Consider the following 18,271-nt stretch of genomic DNA (forward strand, 5'->3'; position numbering starts at 1 on the left):
TGGCTATCGACCAGTTTTCAGGTCGGTTTGCAGAACTCATTCCCGGTTCAGCCCCGCGCGCGAGTCGCTCGCTGATACATTTGGCGGCCGCCTTGCGTAGAATCTGCTCGCCACCCAGCGCCCCCTCAGCAGCACCCAACAATACCCACATTAATCAATAATTACCCATCATTTCGACCAAAATGATAAATACTCGACATTAGCCCGCCCCTTCCAGTTATATATTTGTTAAATGCGCCAACAGGTCGCATTTTTACCGACACACTCCCTCGATATACTTCGGTCCAACAACGGTAACTGCCGCGCCTCATAGCCTGAACTTGCCCCCATCAGGGCAAAAAGGAGTGAGGCTGCGACTAAGTAGGCGCGGCAAGCGCGGGGTGTGCCATGCGTATTCAGCTATTGGCCCGTGCGGCGGCGATTAGCGCCGCTGCAGCTCTCACGGTGGGGACGGGTATATCAGCCCCGCCGAGGCCGAACGCAGAGCGGCTTAACCCCGTCCACTTTCTCGGGGGAAGATCACTACACACCGGCCTATGGCCCGGTGTCGCTGGCCACCTTTCAGGCCAACCTGCAAGCCCTGATCACGGCGGCGAAGGTTTCAGGCGACTGTGTTATGTTCGCTGAGGCTCCATCCGCACCCACGCGCCAAACCCAGGCCATCCAAGACCAGTACAATCAAGTTATGGCGGACCTTGCAGCCTCAAATGGCTGTGCGTTCTTCGACTTTGTCGCGCGGGGATCTGGGTACGCCGCGATGGCCGCTCAAGGCTATTACGTCGACGACACCCACTTGCGTGCGATCGGCTATGCAGAAGAAGGCTTCTGGTTGGGCGATACCCTGGGTCGGATTTAGCCTTTAGCGCCTTACATTGACGTCCCGATCTCGGCGCAGTACTGGAATCGGGGGATCAAATCATGGTTGAAACTTCGGTCGCGGCTCCACGGGCTCGCTCTATCATCGGGCTAGATTTGATCCGCTTTGGCGCCGCTGTTGCGGTCACTGTCTACCATTTGGCTTGGCGCGTCTGGGAGGCTCCGATCACAACCGGAGTCGATATCGTGCGCGGACTCGTCAGGTATGACGGGTGGACCTTCTCAAGTGGTGGTTGGATTGGCGTCGAGGTCTTTTTCGTCATCTCGGGGTTGGTGATTGCATTCTCAGCTGAGACGGCAACGCCGTGGAAATTCGCAAAGTCGCGAATCGTCCGTATCTATCCTGGTGCCTGGCTGTGCGCTTCGTTAAGCGCTGTTGCCATCATGATCTTGGTGAAGCCGCCGCTCGGCGAATTGGCCGGTCAGTGGTTCCGCAGCATGGTCATCTACCCTCCGGGAGACTGGCTTACTGGCGTCTATTGGACCTTGGCGGTCGAGATTGCTTTTTATGCGACCGTTTTAGCCTTCCTCTTGCTTGGAGCTTTTGACCGCATTTCGTGGCTATTCGCCGGGCTGTCAGTTTGGAGCTTCGCTTACCTCGCTTACCTCGCGTTCATCCACTTCGCGCGTGTGCGCGTGGACCTGCCGGCCTTCGTCCCCAATGTCTTGCTGCTGAAGCACGGCTGCTTTTTTGCCGTAGGCGGCTATCTGTGGCTGTGGTCGAGGAAGCGCATCACGCCGGTCCACTGGGCTTTTGCCGTGCTTGCCGTCGTGGCTTGCGGCGTAGAGATCGCCGCCAAGTTCGATGGTCATGCCGAAGGTGCTGCGGGAGCGCTAGTGTGGCTCGCGGTCGTCGGCCTCATGGCGCTATCGATCGCGTACAATCGTTATCTGTCGTCACCGACCGTTGCACGGCTCTCGCGTTCACTGGGGCTTGCGACCTACCCGCTTTACCTAATCCACACGACGGTTGGGTTCCTGATAATCCGGTTCGTTCCGCTACCTGATGTGGGCCACCGGATCTTGCTCGGCTGCGCTGCGTCGATAGCGGCCGCGTTCGTCGTTAGTTTGTGGTTGGAGCCGGTCGGCCAGCGGCTTCTGTCGCGAGCGCTGGACAGGCTAGCGGGTGACAGACCCGAGCCGCAGATCAAGGCCGCGTAAGTTACTTTCAACAAGACCTACGCTAGCGTCTAGACCACCCACACCCCCGCATCGAGTGATTCCACGATCGAATTAAGTCATTGATGTTTATAATTTAATACCCACGAAGGACGGTCCTTCGTGGGTATTATTGTCTGTGCGTGCGCTAGAGCGTCGGACATGAAATCGGAATCGAAGGGATTCCAAGTTTACGCGAAGCATGATTCACCGTGGTTGGAGGTGGATCATGGGCAAGAGCTATTCGGGTGATCTTCGAGATCGGATCATTGGCTACGTCAGCGCCGGTGGATCACGTCGTGGTGCGGCCAAGCACTTTGGGGTCAGCGACAGTTGCGCGGTGAAGCTGCTGGCGCGGGTGGAGCAGACGGGCTGTTCTGCGCCGGCGCGCCAGGGACGGCCGCCGGGAGACGGCAAGCTGGCGGCGCATCGGTCGTTCCTGATCGAACAGGTCGAAGCCAAGCCGGATATCACCCTGCCGCAACTGGCGGCCTTGCTGGAGGCGCAACGCGGGGTGAGCGCGGATCCCAGTTCGCTGTCGCGGGCGCTTCGCGCGGCTGGGTTCACATATAAAAAAAGCCCTGATGGCCTCGGAGCGCGCACGCGAAGCGGTGCGTGAACGGCGCAGGGAGTGGATCGAGCACCGCCAGCCCGTCATGCGCCAGCAGCCGGCGCGGCTGGTGTTCATTGACGAGACGGCGGTCACCACCAAGATGACCCGGCTGCGCGGCCGCAGCCTGCGCGGTAAGCGCCTGGCGGCCGATGCGCCCTTCGGCCACTGGAGAACCCAGACCTTCATCGCTGGCCTGCGATGCGCGCAGCTGACCGCGCCCTGGGTGCTCGATGGCCCGATGAACCGTGACGCCTTCGACGCCTATGTCGAGACCCAGCTAGCGCCGACGCTCAGCCCCGGTGACGTCGTGGTTCTCGACAACCTCGCCGCCCACAAGGGACCAAGAGCCGTCCAGGCCCTCAAGGCGCGGGGAGCTTGGTTCCTGTTCCTCCCGCCCTACTCGCCCGACCTCAACCCGATCGAGATGGCCTTCTCAAAGCTAAAAGCCCATCTGCGCGGCGCCTGCGCTCGCACCTTCGACGACCTCTGGAGGGCCGTCGGCGACATCTGCAGCCTCTACGAGCCCCAAGAGTGCTGGAACTACTTCAAGGCCGCTGGCTATGCGTCACATTAAACGCACGATGCTCTAGTTGCCGATCGATCCTGTAAACAAATTGATGGGCAAAACTTTTGAAACAGTCACTAAGCGGCTTGGAGGGCCTGGTCGCCGCACCACAGAACCCCGCCCTTAAAAGGCCAAAGATTGCGTTGAGAGATAAGGAAGCTATCAACCAGGGCGTCGCTGATGCGCTTGGGCTTACTCCCACTCACCCTCATCGCGCTACTCCTAAGCGCCCCTGCCTGGGCTGACGCGCAGAGGCGACCGTCGGCCGGCGCTTTGGTCGACCGCATCACCTGGGGCGAAACTAATGAAACCGTTTCCGCCGCGGAGCGGTTGGGCGCTTCTCGATGGATCCAGATTCAGCTCCGCCCGCCCCAACCGACGGCGCTGCCGCAAAGTGTGGAGGCGCAAATCAAATCCATGCGGATTTCCAAAGAGCCCATGGCTGATATTGCCATGGCCATGGATGCGGAACTGAAGTCCGCCAACCATATCCAAGACGCTGGCGCCCGCCAGTCCGCCCTCAAGGCCTATCAAGTCGCCATGCAGGCGCTGCAGAGGGAGGCCACGGCGAGATCCCTGTTTTACGATCTCTACTCGGCCAACCAGCTCCAAGAGAGAATGACTTGGTTTTGGCTGAACCACTTCAACGTGCAGGCCGAGAAGCGCGACATCCGCGCAATGATCGGCGACTACGAGTACAATGCGATACGCCCGCGCGCATTGGGAAAATTTCGCGACCTTCTGCTCGCTGCCGAGCTGCACCCAGCAATGCTGCGCTATCTCGACAATGATCAAAATAGGCTCGGCCACATCAATGAGAACTACGCGCGGGAAATCTTAGAGCTCCACACCCTTGGCGTCGGATCGGGCTACAGCCAAAGGGATGTCGAAGAGATGGCCAAGGTTTTGACGGGCGTCGGCGTCAATGTTTCTCGTGAAGAGCCTCAGCTCACGGCCGAACAGAGACGGCTTTACGTGCGTAGAGGCGTCATGGAGTTCAATCCCGCGAAACACGACTTTGGCGGCAAGGTCATCCTGGGCCGAGAGGTGAGCGGTGACGGCCTTGCGGAGCTTGAAAACGCGCTCGACCTCCTGGCGCGCCAACCCGCGACGGCGCGACACATTTCGGGCAAGCTGGCGTTATACTTCATCGGCGATGCCCCTCCTGGCCTTGTCCAGAGCATGACCGAGCGGTTTCTGGCAACGGATGGCGACATCGCTGAAGTTCTCAGCGTTCTCTTTCGCTCCTCAGAATTTCGCGCCTCGCTGGGCGGCAAACTCAAAGATCCGATGCACTATACACTATCGGCCGTTCGCCTCGCGTACGAGGGACGGCCAATCGACAACGCAGGCCCGCTTCAATACTGGATCGAGCGACTTGGCGAAGGCCTCTACGGACGAAGCACACCAGACGGCTACCCGCTCGAAGACGCCTATTGGTCAGGCCCTGGACAATTGATCAATGTTTTCGGCGTGGCGCACCAAATTGCAGCACACGTCCCCGGGCTCTTCAACAATGATGCCGGAAACCAAAACCCTGTCCTTCCGCAACTGCGGTCCTCCCCCCTGCTGACATCACGCGCTCCCATGTTTAGTGCCGCAACCTCGACAACCCTAACCCAGGCCCGCTCCCCGTCAGAATGGAACGAACTCATGCTCTCTTCCCCAGATTTTTTGCATTATTAACCGTATGGATCGGCGCGCGTTCATATTGACCGGCCTTGCCACGACAGCCACCTACGGCCAAGCGTGGTCTGCGCCGGCGACAGATCAGCGCTTTCTGCTGATCTTCCTGCGGGGGGGATATGACGCGCTCAGCGCGGTTATCCCCACCGGTAGCGACTTCTATTACGAGAGCCGACCCACGCTCGCCGTCCCCCGGCCCGACGCGGGAAACGCTCGCTCGGCCCTAGCCCTCGACCGAGACTGGAGCCTACATCCCGCGCTCAGAGACAGTCTCTACCCCCTTTGGCAACAAGGGCAGGTCGCGTTTGTCCCGTTTGCGGGCTCGGAGGATCTCACCCGCAGTCATTTTGAAACTCAAGACACCATAGAATTGGGTCAGCCCTTGAGCGCGCGCCGCGACTACCGGTCGGGCTTCATGGGGCGCCTTGCACAACAGGTGGAAGGTTGCCGCCCCATTGCCTTCAGCGCGCAGCCGCCTATCACTTTCCAAGGACACAGGGTCGTCCCAAACATCATCATAAGCCCGACCGCAAGCTATGCGATGAATGACCGACAGGCCGCACTCATCAGCGGCATGTATCGTGGCCATCGTCTTGAGCGAGCGATCGTCGAAGGACTGTCGGCGGAGAGCAGAGCGCGCGCGATCGCACAGGAGATGGCGGCGGCGAGCGGCGGCGCGGCCGAAACGTCAAGCTTCGAACGCGCAGCGCGACGCGTCGGCGGGTTGATGAAGGCTGACTACAACATCGCCTTCATGGATGTCGGGGGCTGGGACACCCACGTGAATCAGGACAACGGTCTCGGCCAGTTCTCCGACAAAATATCCCAACTCGGGCGCGGGCTATCGGCGCTCGTGAACACGTTGGGACCGGAAATTTGGCGAAACACCACGGTGGTTGTCGTTTCTGAATTCGGCCGCACCTTCCGGGAAAACGGCGACCAAGGCACCGATCATGGCCACGGCAGCATCTATTGGGTGCTCGGCGGCTCGGTGAAGGGTGGGCGCCTGTTGGGGCCGCAGGTCAAGCTAACGCCCGAAACCCTAAACCAGGCGCGCGACCTTCAGGTTTTGACCAACTACCGCTCGTTGCTGGGAGGGCTTTTTGAAAGGCTCTACGGTCTAGACCGCAAGCGCCTGGAGAGCGTTTTTCCGCAGTCCTCACCCAATTCGATCGGCCTGGTCTGATCCGCCTCCCACCGGTTCGTCGTTGCCTCTGAGCTTAAGTTTCCTCTCGAACGCTACCTGGCACCCAGCTTCGAGGTAGAATGGCGGTGACAACTAGATGTCACGTCATCGGACTATGATCACAGGCTGACGGTCGTTCGCGGCGCCTGCTAGACGTTCAGTCACAACTTTTAGCCTTGAGCCGCAATATCGTGGTCGCATCAACGAAAAGCTTACGCTATGAGGCCACTACGCAAGCGGAATAGCTGCGTTATCGAAGGTGGGGATTTATGACGGTTAATAGCAATGGTAAGGTCGCGCTCATCACGGGCGTGACCGGGCAAGATGGCGCGTACCTGTCAGAGCTTCTGCTCTCCAAGGGTTACACTGTGCATGGCGTGAAGCGACGCTCTTCGTCGTTCAACACCGGCCGCCTCGAGCATATCTATCAAGATCCCCATGAGGCTGATCCGCGCTTTGTGCTGCACTATGGGGACATGACCGACAGCACGAACCTGATCCGGATCGTGCAGCAGACCCAGCCGGATGAGATCTACAACCTGGCGGCCCAGAGCCACGTCCAGGTCAGCTTCGAGACTCCGGAATACACCAGCAACGCCGACGCCACGGGCACCCTGCGTCTGCTGGAAGCTATCCGCATCCTGGGTCTGGAAAAGAAGACCAAGTTCTATCAGGCCTCGACGTCAGAGCTGTACGGCCTCGTCCAGGAGGTGCCGCAGAGCGAAAAGACGCCGTTCTATCCGCGTAGCCCCTACGCGGCCGCTAAGCTGTACGGCTACTGGATCGTTGTGAACTACCGCGAAGCCTATGGCATTCACGCCTCGAACGGCATCCTGTTCAACCACGAGAGCCCTCTGCGCGGCGAGACCTTCGTCACCCGCAAGATCACGCGCGCCGTCGCGTCCATCAAGCAGGGCTTCCAGGACAAGCTCTACCTCGGCAACCTGGACGCCAAGCGCGACTGGGGTCACGCCCGCGAATATGTCCGCGGCATGTGGCTGATGCTGCAGCAAGAAGAGGCCGACGACTACGTCCTGGCCACCGGCGAAACCACCATGGTCCGCGACTTCGTAGGCAAGGCCTTCTCGGAAGTCGGCATCACGATCAATTGGTCGGGCGAAGGCGTCGACGAAAAGGGTACGTGCGCCGAAACCGGTAAGGTCCTGGTCGAGGTCGACCCGCGCTACTTCCGTCCGACAGAGGTCGAACTGCTGATCGGCGATCCGACCAAGGCCAAGGAAAAGCTCGGCTGGGTCCACGAAACCAAGTGGGAGCAGCTCTGCGCCGAAATGGTCGCTGCGGACATGATCAACGTGGCGAAGGAGCAGCGTCGCAACGCTGAATAGATCCGACGATGAGTCAGCATCTGGATCTATATTCTCCGCTATGGGCCATCGGGCTCTTCGCCATCGCGCTAGCCACTGTCAGGCTTATTGGTCAGCCGAAACTCTTCGGCTTGCCTGTTCAGCCCGAGGCCAAGCGGTACGGAGAACTCGATGGCCTACGCGGCGTGCTTGCGTTTGCGGTGTTCCTCACCCACGCGGCGTCGACATTTCGCTTTCGCGTTGATGGTCGATGGGATTGGCCGCCCAGCACATTCTACACGATGTGCGGGTACGTTCCCGTGTCGCTATTCTTCATGATCACGGGTTTCTTGTTCTGGCGCCGAGCGATTGATCGGAAGCTGGAATGGCGCGGCTTTCTTGTCGGTCGAACCTTCAGAATATTTCCGCTCTACCTGGCCTCCCTGGCGCCGCTCCTTCTCTACGTGGGCATACAGACGGAGTGGAAACTTCACGAGCCCGTTCTAGCCCTCGCAAAGCACCTGCTGCAATGGACGCTGCTCGGCGCCATTGGTCGGCCAGACATCAACGGCGCGCCACAAACCTGGGCCATCAACCCGGCTATCTGGACCTTGCGCGCGGAAGCGATCTTCTACCTCGCTCTACCGGCGCTCGCCATACTGGCCACGCCGCGCCGCTTCGCCTTCCTGGCGGTCGTGGTGCTATTGGCTGCGGTCATCTCGGGGGGAGTCGACGGCGGCGGGGTGTGGATTCACTTCCTGTTCGGGATGCTCGCCGCTCAGATCTATTCAAGGTTTCCGGCCCTCCCGGCGTTGGCTTCCCCCGCAGCCGCGATGGGTTGCCTCGCGACCCTGCTGCTGCTGTGGATCTTCCGACAGCACGGCTACGGGCTCACGCACGCGGCCTTCACTTTTCCGATTTTCCTCTGCGCGCTCTACGGAAACAGCTTCTTCGGCCTTCTCAAAATGCAGAGTACGCGCTGGCTTGGCGAGATCAGCTACAGCATCTACGTACTTCACGGCATAGTCCTGTATGGTTTCTTCTGGGCGCTGAGCCGTCACACCCCAATAGTTGACATGCACCCGTTGCTCTATTGGGCCAGCATGATTTTTGTCACCGTTTCCCTGGTCTTCATTTCAACCATAACATTCTTGAAGATCGAGAAGCCGCTTATGCATGTGAGGAGCTTTCCAGTGATCGCGCCCTCCCCCTCCCCTCCACGCGCCAACAAGAGAGGCTAGTTTGAAGCTCGCTGATATTTATTCCCTTCAGGGCAAGCGCGTGTGGGTCGCCGGTCACCGCGGTATGGTCGGTTCGGCCATTGTCCGCCGCCTTGCGAAGGAAGATTGTGAAGTCTTGATCGCAGGTCGCGATGTGCTCGATCTCGAACGACAGGACCAGGTCGAGCGCTGGCTGGCCACTGAAAAGCCGGATGCAATCTTCATGGCCGCTGCAAAGGTCGGCGGCATTCTAGCCAATGACACCTACCCGGCGGATTTTCTCTACAACAACCTTGTGATCGAGACCAACATCGTAGACGCCGCCTACAAGAACGGTGTCGAAAAGGTCCTATTCCTGGGGTCTTCGTGCATCTATCCAAAGTTTGCGCCGCAACCCATTCAAGAAGACGCCCTGCTGTCTGGCCCTCTGGAGCCAACGAATGAATGGTATGCGATCGCGAAAATCGCAGGGATCAAACTCGCTCAAGCCTATCGCAAACAGCACGGCTGCGACTTCATCAGCGCGATGCCGACAAATCTCTATGGCCCGGGCGACAATTTCAATCTGTCCACCAGCCACGTCGTTCCAGCTCTAATGCGAAAGGCCCATGAGGCCAAGCTTAGCGGCGCCGAGGAAATCACGATCTGGGGTACGGGCACCCCGCGGCGGGAATTCCTCCACGCGGATGACTGCGCCGACGCTTGTGTGTTTCTGATGAAGACCTATTCCGGCTACGAGCATGTCAATGTAGGCTCGGGTTCGGACATCACCATTCTCGAGCTCGCAAACCTAATCTGCGAGGCTGTGGGCTTCAAGGGACGGGTCATCACTGATCCCACCAAGCCCGACGGTACGCCGCGGAAGCTGATGAGCGCCGACAAGCTCCGATCGATGGGCTGGGCGCCTCAGATTAGCCTATCCGATGGGATGTCGGGCACTTACGAATGGTACAAGCAGACCCAGACCCTAGGATGACGCCTTCCCACCAAGCCGCGGGGCTAGCGACCGCCTACAAGCCTCCTCCTCAGCCGACGAGCGCGGCTGTCACGGGCCTCTGGTTTGTAAGTCGATTGCTCTTCACGCTGTCACTCGTCGCTGCAGTGGTGCTGATGCTCGACCCGACCAGTCAGAACTGGGGCTTGGGAAGCTCGGGTGCCGTCAAATATCTTCCGGTAATCTTGTGCGCGGGCTCGGTGGCGGTAAACCTCGTCGCGAACCCGCTGAGCATTATGGTCCTATTCAAGCCAGCCAACGCAGCCATGCTTGGCTTGGCGCTATTCATGGCTGTGGGCTCATTCGCCGCGCAGGAGAGCACCGGCAAAGACCTCATGTTTACGTACATGGGGCGCGCCATGAACATCATCCCCTTCTTCGCCGCTGCGCTTTGCATGCAGCAAGGATACAGAGAAGCTCTTGAGGCGAGATTGGGGCGGATAATATATTGGGGCGGGCTGGTAATGATCCTGCTCATTCTTCTATCCGAGCTCAAGGTCGTCTTTGGCTTTCGGGGGGCCTTCCAAAACCAGACACCTCTCGCCGTCGGGGCCGCGCTTGCCGCGATGTGGCTTCCGAAGGGGAGGCTCTTCAAAGCCGCGTGGGCGCTTTTGGCGGTCGGCGTGTTCCTGGCCATGGGGAAGTACACCAGCCTCCTATGGGCCATTGTCGTCTTCGCGGTGTTTGTTCTGGTCAATGTCGCGCCTTGGCTATTCCGGGGCGGGACGCCTTCGTCGGGGGTCAAATCGGTGCGCACGGTGCTCGCCGTGGCTGCCGTGGCGCTTGTCACCCTGCTGGGTGCTGCCCTCTTTCAAAGCAAGCGAGAGGTCGCTTCGACGGACGCGCGATGGCCGGTCTTCCAGCAGCGGATCTCTGAATTCATGGAGAGCCCAATCTACGGCTCGCACTTCGAGAGCAGTCCCCTCGTCTCGATCGGCAATCTCGTTATCCCGACCCACAACGACTATCTCGAGGTCCTCAGCGGTGGGGGCCTGGTCGCACTTGGACTTCTCTTGGTCGCGGTTACGGCAGCGATGTCACGACTTCTAAAAATGTACCGGAACGGCATCGTAAACTACGGTTACCGAACCGCCGTGGCGGGCATCTTGATAGCCTCGCTGATCAACATGATGTCCAACCCGATGCTCTTTCTTACGGCGACATCTTACATGGTTTGGGCCTCGCTCGGCATTATGGCCAATTTCAGCGAGCCCGCGCGCCAACGCCCTTAAGGTAGAGCCATGAAGATCACACACTACACGGGCTCGCTCAGCCGATCTGCTGGCGGCCTGTACTTCTCCGTCTCGGGCCTGGCAAAGTCTCAACGCGCGCTTGGTCACGACGTGAGCGTTGTCGGGGTCGCAGATCAGTTCTTCGAGAGCGATCGCCATCAATGGGGCGACGTTCCCCTGCGCCCTACTAAACCTCTCTCCTCCTATGGCTTCAGCCTCGCGCCGATAGTCGATCTGATCACTAGGCGCCCAGACATTTTTCATATTCATGGGATCTGGAACGCCGGCCCCCTCTTCGGCTTACTCGCCGCAAGGCTCGGGTGTCGCGTCATCGTCTCTCCACGTGGCATGGTCGATGAGTGGATCTTGGCGCGTGGGTCGTCGGCCAAGAGGCTACACTCGCGGCTGTTCGAAACACCGCTCTTCCGAAAAGCCGCGATTCACGCCCTGAACGCGTCGGAAGCCGCGTCGGTTGAGACCTTCGCGCAAGGCGGACAGCACAGCCTCTTCACGATTCCCAACGGCATTGATGTCCCCACCGCGCCGCCAAGTGGCCCGCGGTCAAGGTCGGTTCTGTTCCTTGGTCGGCTTCATCCCAAAAAGCAGGTGGAAGAACTGATCCAGGCTTGGACCAAGCTTGAAGTCACGCATGGCTACACACTCAGTATCGCGGGCTGGGGCGACGATAAGTATGTCAGCAAGCTCAATACCTTAGCGCAAGCGACATCAAACGTGCAGATGCTTGGACCGCTCTATGGTCAAGCCAAAGAGTCGGCCCTGCGTGACGCAACCTATTTTATTCTGCCGTCTTTGAGCGAAGGCTTGCCTATGGCGGTCCTCGAAGCCTTGGCCGCTGGCTGCATTCCCATCATTACAGACGAGTGCAACCTTCCGGATCTCTTCCAGAAAGGCGTCGCAGAGCGTATGCGCTCGGACTTTTCGGACTTCGCGCTACGGATGCCAACCATCCTTAGTCGGCAGGAGACCGAACTTAGCGCTTTGAGCCAAACGGCGTGGACCGAGTCTAGGCAATACGACTGGCAGAATATTGGTCGGAAGATGGTGGAGCGATATCATGACGGCGGTGTCCAGAATTCCGACGAAGTGCGTCAATCTCCTCTCTGAAGCCTTTCGCTCGGTCTTCAATCGGTACGTTTTTCTGCCCTGGGTGAAGTTTGGGCGCTCGGTTCGCTTCCTTGGCCCGATCCAATGCTTTGGCGTGCGAGGCGAGATCAGCGTGGGCGCAAGAACGGTTCTGGGGCGGGACATTTCGCTGTCGGTGACCGAAGGTGGCACCATCCAAATTGGCGAAGATTGCTCAGTCAATTTCGGCACGATCATCTCTGCGCGCCAGTCGGTCAAGATCGGCGACCGCGTGCGTGTTGGAGAACTCTGCGGGATTCGAGACAGCGATCACAGGATCGACGCTCAAGAAAGCGTAGTAGGAAGCGGCTACAAGGTTGCGCCCGTCACTATTGGGGACGATGCCTGGATCGGCCGGTGTGCCACGATTATGCCCGGTGTGACGATAGGTAAGGGCGCGATCATCGGGGCCGGCAGCCTCGTCAATAGAGACGTTCCAGATTTCAATATTGTGGCAGGCACGCCAGCCAAGCTTATCAGAGTGCGACAGTGAGAATACGGGATCTAATTCAAACTGTCGCCGCCGCCGCTTTTTCCCAAGGCGTGCTTTTCCTTCTACAGACCTACCTCGTCTTCACGCACAGATTCTCCGAGGTCATCTCACTCGGAAAATATAGCGGTCTGTTCAGCCTGATATTCTTTCTTTGCGACGGGAACAGCGGTCTCGTTTTTGGCGTCGTGCGACGTAACCATGGCGTTGAGGCGGCGCACGCTGGCTTCATGATATACCGCATGCTGTCCTTCTCGGCGGCGGTCGTGGCCATGTTTGTCTATGCGTTCGTGTCGCCGCACGATGCGACATGGATCGTCCCGACCATTTTGCTTAGCCTCGCGCTCCGCGCGCCTTGGATCGATGGATATCTAGACGCCTCGGGCCGGCTCGCTCTGGCGGTCGTGCTTTCGAATTTTTGGACTCTCTGTGTTTGCATCGCCGCGATCGCCCTGCAGCGGGTCGACGCCATGGTGGTGGGCGTTGGCGCCGTGGCTGGTTCGGCCGTCATGGCATTGGCGAGGCTCGCAATTCGAGGCAGAGGCGCCGGCAGCTGGCAGCCATTCAGCTTCTCGAAGCCGGCGATGGCCGCCAGCGGCGAGATCTTCCGCTTCATGGGCCTCTATGGTTATGGCCAGATCTACGGAAGGCTGACCGTCTTCGCCATGGGAGCATTTTTCGCCGGCCCGGCTGCGGCGCTGGCGCTCCATGGAAAGCAGGTCTTCAACATCAGCGGACTCGTTGTGAGCTACATCCGCCGCTTGGAAGTGAGCTCCACGCCCCCCCCCTCGAGTGAAAAATGGAATGTCCGCGAAATGTTGTTCAGCGGAATCAGTCAGCTCCTGACCGCAGCCGGCGGCGCCGTTGTGGTGTTCATCGCCGGCGCAACCTCCCACATGCTACTGTTCGCGCTGTTGATCGCCCTGTGGCAAACCTTCGAGAAGATCTCCGGGAACTGCGTTTACGCCTTCCAGCTGATGAACAAACATGCGCTTGGATATGGCTCACTGATCTTCGTGTCGTGCATGGGAGCTATCGGCATATTTACCGGTCGCCTCTTTCATAATGTGAACATTTATCTTTTGGCGGAAACCGCAGCTTTTTGTATCATTCTGTGTTTTTGGGCGGCGACATATATGTCGTACCGGCGCCAAGAACCCGCGCTGGCTGAGGGCTAATGTCGACCGCACTTAATGCACGAAACACCAGCTCGATCACAGGCGGCCCTAGCTTCACGCTCAAGAACCGCCTTCTTCGCCTCGCCTGGCGAATAGTGTGGACCGTCCTATGTTCGTGGACCCCGCCTGTACTGCGCGATTGGCGGTCCATGGTCTTGAAGGCATTTGGGGCTCAAATCGGCGATCGTTCCGATGTGAGGGGCAGCGTGAAGGTGTGGTATCCGCCGCACCTAATCCTACGAGACCGCAGCATTCTGGCGGACGGCGTAGATTGCTACAACATGGCTCCGATCTACATTGGCAGCGATACAATCGTCTCCCAGCGCGCCTATCTTTGCGCGGGTACGCATGACTTCGAAGATCCCCATTTTCAACTCATCGCCCGCCCCATTGAGATTGGCGACAATGTTTGGGTGGCGGCTGAAGCGTTTGTCGGGCCAGGCGTCAAAATTCAAGAAGGTGTCGTGCTGGGAGCCCGCGCCGTAGCATGCTCCAACCTTGATCCATGGCTCATCTACGCTGGTAATCCGGCCAAGGCCCTACGCCCTAGATCAACCACCGGACGCCGCGGAAAGGAGGGATAGCCATGTCCACGCCGATGGTCTCAATCATCACCGTCACCTACAATAATCTCGAAGGCATAAAGAGGACGCTGGAGAGCATACAGTCTCAAACGGTCCGTGATTTCGAATGGGTCGTGATCGACGGCGCGTCGTCCGACGGAACGCAAACCTATCTTGCCGAGGTCGAGGCTCCGGGTTTTCGCTGGATCTCCGAAAAGGACGGCGGCATTTACAATGCGATGAACAAAGGGATCGCTATCGCATTGGGCAAGTATGCGATCTTCATGAACGCTGGCGATCAGTTCGCATCAGAACAGGTCATCGCCGATTTCAGAGAAGCCGTGGGTGCGGATCGTCCCGCCCTGGTCTACGGCGACGCCATGGAGCAAGGCAAATCCGGTAGCTTCTACAAGCCCGCTCGCCACCCGTCCCGGAATGCTTATGTGATGTTCACGCACCATCAAGCTATATTCTATGAAATGAGCATTCTTAAAGCCAAGGGATATGATGAGACTTATCGTTTTGGTAGCGACTGGGCTCTGACGACCCGGGTGTTAAAAGATCACCCAGGCAACTACCTCAAGATTGATAAACCGATTTGCGTTTTCGAGCGCGGTGGCGTCTCACAGAGAGATGATCATCGCAAGCAAATCAATCACGAGCATTGGCGTATATATCGAGAACTCGGGAAGCTATCGCTACCGACGGCTGCATTTTACTGGCTCTTGAAAACACAGACCAACAACGTACGACGGGCTCTGCCGGGCCTCTACGATTCAATCCGATACAAGAAACAACTTTCTTCTCATGATTAGTTCGCCCCAGTCCCTTTCGGTTCTCATTCTGACTCACAATGAGGCCAACCATATTGAACGCGCTATCAAGTCGGTGCGGGAAATAGCGCGCGACATCTTTATCGTCGACTCCGGCTCAACAGACGGCACTGTGGAAATCGCCATCTCCAACGGAGCTCATGTTTTACGAAATCCTTGGACGAATTATGCCCAACAGTTCCAGTGGGGGCTCGACAATGCCCCCATCACAACTGACTGGGTGATGCGATTGGATGCAGATGAGATTATCGAGGATGATCTTCGCGCCGAGCTAGCCGACGCCCTTCAGGCCGCCTCACCGGCGGTCACCGGGATCAACCTAAAGCGGAAGCACGTCTTTATGGGCCGGTGGATCAAGCACGGCGGCCGTTACCCGCTCGTGCTGCTGCGCGTCTGGCGGACGGGCATCGGCCGCATCGAACAACGATGGATGGACGAGCATATGCTGCTCAGCGAGGGGCGGACCATCACCCTCAACGGTGGTTTTTCAGATCACAACCTCAATGACCTGACGTTCTTCACCGACAAGCACAACAAGTACGCGACCCGAGAGGCCGTCGATATCATCAATCAGCGACGCAAACTCTTTGCGAGGGATGAGTCTCTGGGAGAGGCGTCTGTCCAAGCGACAAGAAAACGCGCCACCAAAGAGAAGTTCTATAACAACTTGCCCTTCGCGATGGGCCCGCTCTTCTACTTTCTATATCGTTATATTATTCAAAGGGGTTTCTTGGACGGCATTGAGGGGGCGATCTATCACGGCCTGCAAGGATTTTGGTACCGCTTTCTGGTGGACGCCAAGGTCTTGGAGCTGGAGAGAGATCTCAAGGGCGTTGTCGATCCGAAGCTTCAGGTCCGCAGACTAGCGGAGCTGACAGGATTGAAGCTCCCTGCGGCGTGACCCTAACCCGCGCAATTATCGAGCCCATGGATGACCCCGACAAACTTCTCGTAGATCGCGCTCTTCTGCCACGCGGCTTCGGCTCTATGCCGCGCGCCTGCGCCGAGTTCCCGCCGAAGCGGTGCGTCTGTCGCTAGCCGATCTAGAGCGACGGCCATGGCCTTGGCGGTGGGCTCAACAGCGATCCCAGCGCCCTGCACCTCCTGCTCCAGACTCGATCCGGGCATGGCCATGGCGATGACCGGACGGCCTGATGCCAGCATGCCGGTGAGCTTTGACGGAAGGACCAAGTCGGCTGCCTCCGGTCGTTGGGGAAGTAGATGGACATCCGCAGTGCCCAGAAGCTCACCAAGCCTCTCTAGAGGCTGAAGTGGGAGGAAGCGGACATTGGATAGATCGGAGCATGCGGCCTCCAAACTGGCGCGCGCGGGTCCCTCTCCGCAGAAAATGAAGGTGACAGCCGCTCGCCGTCCTTCATGAATTTGACGCGCGACGTCGGCAAGCATCTCGATGCCCTGCTTCGCGGCCATGTTGCCTGAATAGAGGGCCACAATGTCGTGTGCGTCTATCGCCAGTTCCGACCGGTAACTGGTGTTTGTGGACGGCAAGGTCGGGATACTCTCGACGTCGACCCAGTTCCTCAGCTCGACAATCGCGTCGCCCCCTACCCCCTTGGCATGAAGCAATCTCGCCATTGCCGGCGAGATAGTCGACACCCGATCGAACGCGCGAAAGGTTAGTCGTTCAGCGAAGAGCGCGAGCCTTCTTGCAATTCGGCTTTTAAGCAAGCCAAGTTCGAAGGCCGCATCGACCTCGAAATCCTGAATGTGCAACCAACTGCGTGCACCGGCGATCTTGGCCGCAATCAGAGCGGCAAACGACGATGTCAGAGTCGGTGCGACGGTAAAGACCAGATCGGGCTTGAACTTGAAGGCCGCGCTCAGGGCGGCAGGCACCGTCGCCGCTCCAAAGGAAGCAAGATGCAAAATGCGCGTTAGGCCTGACACCTTTTTGGGAACGAAGAGAGGGACTCGCCTGACCAAGACTCCATTCAAGATTTCGGTTCGCCACGACGCGCCCGAGTACCCCTCCAGGATCTTCCATTGCGGGTAGTATGGCGGAGCGCAAATCACCTCAACGCGGTACCCATCTTGCGCAAGCGCCTCGGCCAGTTCGGCCGTGTATTTCGCACACCCCACCATTTCGGGCGCGTAGTTCAGCGCCACAATCAGGACCTTTCGCCGCGCCTTGCTGCATCTCGCTGTCCGTGGCTGGCTTGCGCCTGCTTCGGGCTCGGCCGCGCTCAGTGCAGACTCATGATACAGTGCTCGCGAATCTTCCGTGGTGCTCTCAGTCACGGGCGTAGCCCCTCCGCCAGTCGACGAACTTTGCCAAGCCATCAGCGAGCTTGACCTTGGGCTGGTAGCCATAAAGGGCGCGCAGCTTGTCGATGTTGGCGAAGGTGGCTGGAACATCGCCGGGCTGCATCGGCAGGAAGGTCTTCTTCGCCTCGATCCCCAGCGCCGCCTCAAGCGTCGTGATCATGTCCATCAGCCCGACCGGGTCGTTGTCGCCGATGTTGTAGACCTCGTGCCCGCCGGTCTCGGGCGGGTTGTCGAGCACGCCGAGGACGCCGTCGACGATGTCGTCGATATAGGTGAAGTCGCGGGCCATCTTGCCCTCACCATAGACCTCGATCGGCTCGCCCTTCAGCATCTTCTCGGTGAAGCCGAAATAGGCCATGTCGGGCCGGCCCCAGGGGCCGTAGACGGTGAAGAACCGCAGGCCCGACTGCGGGAAGCCATAGAGCTTGGCGTAGCTCTGGCTGAGCAGCTCGCACGAACGCTTGGTGGCGGCATACAGCGACACCGGGCTCTCGGCCGGGTCGCTCTCGCGGAAGCCGTCGCCGTTCAGCGGCCGGTCGCCATAGACGCTGGACGAGGAGGCATAGACCAGGTGCTCGACGCCGGCGTGGCGGCAGGCTTCCAGCACCGACAGGTGTCCAGCCAGATTGCTGCGCTCATAGGCGAACGGGTTCTCGATCGAGTAGCGGACACCGGCCTGGGCGGCCAAGTGCACGACCCGCTTGGCGCCCGAGGCCTTCACCAGCGCGGCCAAGGCCTCGTGCTCGGCGATGTCCAGGCGGATCATCTTGAAGCCGTCACGTCCTTGCAGCCGCGCCGCGCGGGCGTCCTTCAGGGCTGGGTCGTAGTATGCGTTGAAGACATCGACCCCAATCACGGTCTCGCCGCGATCCAGTAGGCGCTCGGCCACGTGCATGCCGATGAAGCCCGCCGCGCCCGTAACGATGACCGGAGTGTTCATAATC

At 59.1% G+C, this 18,271-nt stretch carries 17 protein-coding genes; 15 read left to right on the forward strand and 2 right to left on the reverse strand.

Annotation, left to right across the window (positions count from 1 at the left end; genetic code table 11):
* Nucleotides 1-544 precede the first annotated feature (544 nt).
* The 15 genes from MZV50_RS16450 (at nucleotide 545) to MZV50_RS16520 (ending at nucleotide 15,942) form a co-directional block, all read left to right on the forward strand.
* On the forward strand, nucleotides 545-856 hold the full coding sequence (locus tag MZV50_RS16450) for an SGNH/GDSL hydrolase family protein (RefSeq protein ID WP_252630381.1): 312 nt from the start codon (nucleotides 545-547) through the stop codon (nucleotides 854-856).
* Between the two features lie 62 nt (nucleotides 857-918).
* On the forward strand, nucleotides 919-2,037 hold the full coding sequence (locus MZV50_RS16455; protein ID WP_252630382.1) for an acyltransferase family protein: 1,119 nt from the start codon (nucleotides 919-921) through the stop codon (nucleotides 2,035-2,037).
* Between the two features lie 226 nt (nucleotides 2,038-2,263).
* Nucleotides 2,264-3,221, forward strand: a protein-coding gene (locus tag MZV50_RS16460; RefSeq protein WP_252630383.1) for an IS630 family transposase whose coding sequence is annotated in 2 segments (ribosomal slippage) — nucleotides 2,264-2,589 and nucleotides 2,588-3,221 — 960 coding nt in all. Because the reading frame shifts where the segments join, the coding sequence is not laid out codon by codon here.
* A gap of 264 nt (nucleotides 3,222-3,485) precedes the next feature.
* On the forward strand, nucleotides 3,486-4,898 hold the full coding sequence (locus MZV50_RS16465) for a DUF1800 domain-containing protein (protein ID WP_252630384.1): 1,413 nt from the start codon (nucleotides 3,486-3,488) through the stop codon (nucleotides 4,896-4,898).
* A gap of 25 nt (nucleotides 4,899-4,923) precedes the next feature.
* A complete protein-coding gene (locus tag MZV50_RS16470) occupies nucleotides 4,924-6,084 on the forward strand; it encodes a DUF1501 domain-containing protein (RefSeq protein ID WP_252630385.1) in 1,161 nt (386 codons plus the stop codon).
* Between the two features lie 269 nt (nucleotides 6,085-6,353).
* Nucleotides 6,354-7,430 carry a GDP-mannose 4,6-dehydratase gene (gmd, locus tag MZV50_RS16475; protein ID WP_252630386.1) on the forward strand — a complete coding sequence of 359 codons (1,077 nt, stop codon included), beginning with the start codon at nucleotides 6,354-6,356 and terminating at the stop codon, nucleotides 7,428-7,430.
* An 8-nt stretch (nucleotides 7,431-7,438) separates the two neighbouring features.
* A complete protein-coding gene (locus MZV50_RS16480) occupies nucleotides 7,439-8,629 on the forward strand; it encodes an acyltransferase family protein (protein WP_252630387.1) in 1,191 nt (396 codons plus the stop codon).
* Nucleotide 8,630: 1 nt separating this feature from the next.
* Nucleotides 8,631-9,584, forward strand: coding sequence for a GDP-L-fucose synthase (fcl, locus tag MZV50_RS16485; protein ID WP_289781872.1), 954 nt, complete (start codon nucleotides 8,631-8,633; stop codon nucleotides 9,582-9,584).
* A 95-nt stretch (nucleotides 9,585-9,679) separates the two neighbouring features.
* The gene (locus MZV50_RS16490; RefSeq protein WP_252630388.1) at nucleotides 9,680-10,834 is read left to right on the forward strand and encodes a hypothetical protein; all 1,155 of its coding nucleotides are present in this window, start codon (nucleotides 9,680-9,682) and stop codon (nucleotides 10,832-10,834) included.
* A gap of 9 nt (nucleotides 10,835-10,843) precedes the next feature.
* Complete coding sequence (locus MZV50_RS16495) at nucleotides 10,844-11,959, forward strand: glycosyltransferase (RefSeq protein ID WP_252630389.1); 1,116 nt, start codon at nucleotides 10,844-10,846, stop codon at nucleotides 11,957-11,959.
* On the forward strand, nucleotides 11,910-12,470 hold the full coding sequence (locus MZV50_RS16500; protein WP_252630390.1) for an acyltransferase: 561 nt from the start codon (nucleotides 11,910-11,912) through the stop codon (nucleotides 12,468-12,470). Before MZV50_RS16495 ends, MZV50_RS16500 begins: the two co-directional genes overlap by 50 nt.
* Nucleotides 12,467-13,645, forward strand: a complete 1,179-nt coding sequence (locus MZV50_RS16505; RefSeq protein WP_252630391.1) for a hypothetical protein — start codon at nucleotides 12,467-12,469, stop codon at nucleotides 13,643-13,645. Before MZV50_RS16500 ends, MZV50_RS16505 begins: the two co-directional genes overlap by 4 nt.
* Before the next feature lie 149 nt (nucleotides 13,646-13,794).
* Nucleotides 13,795-14,229: a hypothetical protein gene (locus MZV50_RS16510; protein WP_252630392.1), complete on the forward strand. Its 435-nt coding sequence runs from the start codon at nucleotides 13,795-13,797 to the stop codon at nucleotides 14,227-14,229.
* Nucleotides 14,230-14,231: 2 nt separating this feature from the next.
* Nucleotides 14,232-15,023 carry a glycosyltransferase family 2 protein gene (locus MZV50_RS16515; protein WP_252630393.1) on the forward strand — a complete coding sequence of 264 codons (792 nt, stop codon included), beginning with the start codon at nucleotides 14,232-14,234 and terminating at the stop codon, nucleotides 15,021-15,023.
* Nucleotides 15,016-15,942 carry a glycosyltransferase family 2 protein gene (locus MZV50_RS16520; RefSeq protein WP_252630394.1) on the forward strand — a complete coding sequence of 309 codons (927 nt, stop codon included), beginning with the start codon at nucleotides 15,016-15,018 and terminating at the stop codon, nucleotides 15,940-15,942. Before MZV50_RS16515 ends, MZV50_RS16520 begins: the two co-directional genes overlap by 8 nt.
* 2 nt (nucleotides 15,943-15,944) lie before the next feature.
* On the opposite strand, the gene MZV50_RS16525 is transcribed toward MZV50_RS16520, so the two are convergent.
* A complete protein-coding gene (locus tag MZV50_RS16525) occupies nucleotides 15,945-17,300 on the reverse strand; it encodes a WcaI family glycosyltransferase (protein ID WP_252630395.1) in 1,356 nt (451 codons plus the stop codon).
* Nucleotides 17,293-18,267 (reverse strand): NAD-dependent epimerase/dehydratase family protein, encoded by a 975-nt coding sequence (locus MZV50_RS16530; RefSeq protein ID WP_436792182.1) that lies wholly within the window; start codon nucleotides 18,265-18,267, stop codon nucleotides 17,293-17,295. The genes MZV50_RS16525 and MZV50_RS16530 overlap by 8 nt, the downstream gene beginning before the upstream one ends.
* Nucleotides 18,268-18,271: the final 4 nt, after the last annotated feature.

The sequence above is a fragment of the Caulobacter segnis genome (assembly GCF_023935105.1).
GTDB classification, from domain to species: Bacteria; Pseudomonadota; Alphaproteobacteria; order Caulobacterales; family Caulobacteraceae; genus Caulobacter; species Caulobacter segnis_B.

Bases quoted from the DNA above. Each gene is read 5' to 3' on its own strand.
- MZV50_RS16515 (WP_252630393.1), top strand. From the start codon at position 14,232: ATGTCCACGCCGATGGTCTCAATCATCACCGTCACCTACAATAATCTC.
- MZV50_RS16480 (WP_252630387.1), top strand. From the start codon at position 7,439: ATGAGTCAGCATCTGGATCTATATTCTCCGCTATGGGCCATCGGGCTC.
- MZV50_RS16520 (WP_252630394.1), top strand. From the start codon at position 15,016: ATGATTAGTTCGCCCCAGTCCCTTTCGGTTCTCATTCTGACTCACAAT.
- gmd (WP_252630386.1), top strand. From the start codon at position 6,354: ATGACGGTTAATAGCAATGGTAAGGTCGCGCTCATCACGGGCGTGACC.
- MZV50_RS16500 (WP_252630390.1), top strand. From the start codon at position 11,910: ATGACGGCGGTGTCCAGAATTCCGACGAAGTGCGTCAATCTCCTCTCT.
- MZV50_RS16455 (WP_252630382.1), top strand. From the start codon at position 919: ATGGTTGAAACTTCGGTCGCGGCTCCACGGGCTCGCTCTATCATCGGG.
- MZV50_RS16530 (WP_436792182.1), bottom strand. From the start codon at position 18,267: ATGAACACTCCGGTCATCGTTACGGGCGCGGCGGGCTTCATCGGCATG.
- MZV50_RS16510 (WP_252630392.1), top strand. From the start codon at position 13,795: ATGGTCTTGAAGGCATTTGGGGCTCAAATCGGCGATCGTTCCGATGTG.
- MZV50_RS16495 (WP_252630389.1), top strand. From the start codon at position 10,844: ATGAAGATCACACACTACACGGGCTCGCTCAGCCGATCTGCTGGCGGC.